Origin of the sequence: Polynucleobacter finlandensis (genome assembly GCF_018881755.1) — a bacterium.
GTDB classification, from domain to species: domain Bacteria; phylum Pseudomonadota; class Gammaproteobacteria; order Burkholderiales; family Burkholderiaceae; genus Polynucleobacter; species Polynucleobacter finlandensis.
On record NZ_JACVPS010000038.1, the window covers coordinates 1 to 1,031 of the forward strand.

The window sequence follows — 1,031 nt, forward strand, 5'->3', positions numbered from 1 at the left end:
CCATTAAGAGCCATTTGAGCCAGCCTATTACATGGATTATTCGTTAGGCTATATTTACTTGCCGGCTTGATGATTGTTGCGTAGTGGGGAAGACGTATCCATTACTAAAAACACTCATGCATGACTGCACAATACGTGGATCAAAATGCCGGCCAGACCCATTATGGATTGCTTGTAACGCATGATTCATGCCGATAGGTTTGCGTGCCTCAAGGTGTTCACCTACGTGCCCCGAAAGCGATTCCATAGTATCGGCTACGGCAAGAATCCGACCCCCAAGGCTAATACTATCCCCTGAGATATTCATAAATCCACTACCGTCTAATCTTTCGTGGTGTTGTTGCACCATCTTAGCAATAGACTCTGAGAAATTTGCTTCTTTAAGCATTTGATACCCAAACTGTGCTTCATTCATTAATTGATAGGCGAACTGTGAGGAAGAAAGATTTGAGAGTGCATTAGGCAGCCCAATATCATGTAATTTTCCTGCAATGAAGATTTCATCAATAACATTAGTAGGCAAGTTCAAATTTTTAGCTATTGACAAGGATAAATCAGCAACTCTCGTCATATGACCAGCAGATGAGTAAAAGGCTTCTTGAATCATCTTCTGTGTTGCTGGATTTGCGTGCGATGAAAGGGTGGAGATAGTTGGATATTGAACTTCTACTAGGCTAGGGGGGGTGAAATCGCTCGCAGTATTAACCCCATCATATTTATCGTATGAATTCCCATCAAGCTGAGCAGTATCATAAAAAACTTTTCTAACCGACTTAGAGGTCTCAATTAGATTATTCATTGCCTCAATTACAAAAGGATCTTTTGTAATATTCATTGCTTGTGGCTGACTAATCACTTCTGAAGCCTGAGCAGATTGAATGACCGGCATGACGATAGGATTGCTTGTAGTCGATTCAGCTACTATTACATTGCCTGCATTGCTCTTAGCTAGTGATGAAACTGTTGGAGTTTCAACTCTCTGGATAAATTGGGTAGTCGAATTATTGTTTGCTACTGCTACTAGGCTGGCC

At 41.3% G+C, this 1,031-nt stretch carries 1 protein-coding gene; it reads right to left on the reverse strand.

Going from position 1 to position 1,031, the window contains the following annotated elements:
- Window positions 1-43: 43 nt before the first annotated feature.
- On the reverse strand, window positions 44-1,031 hold a 988-nt coding region (locus tag ICN49_RS11600; RefSeq protein WP_216168233.1), incomplete at its 5' end, for an HD-GYP domain-containing protein.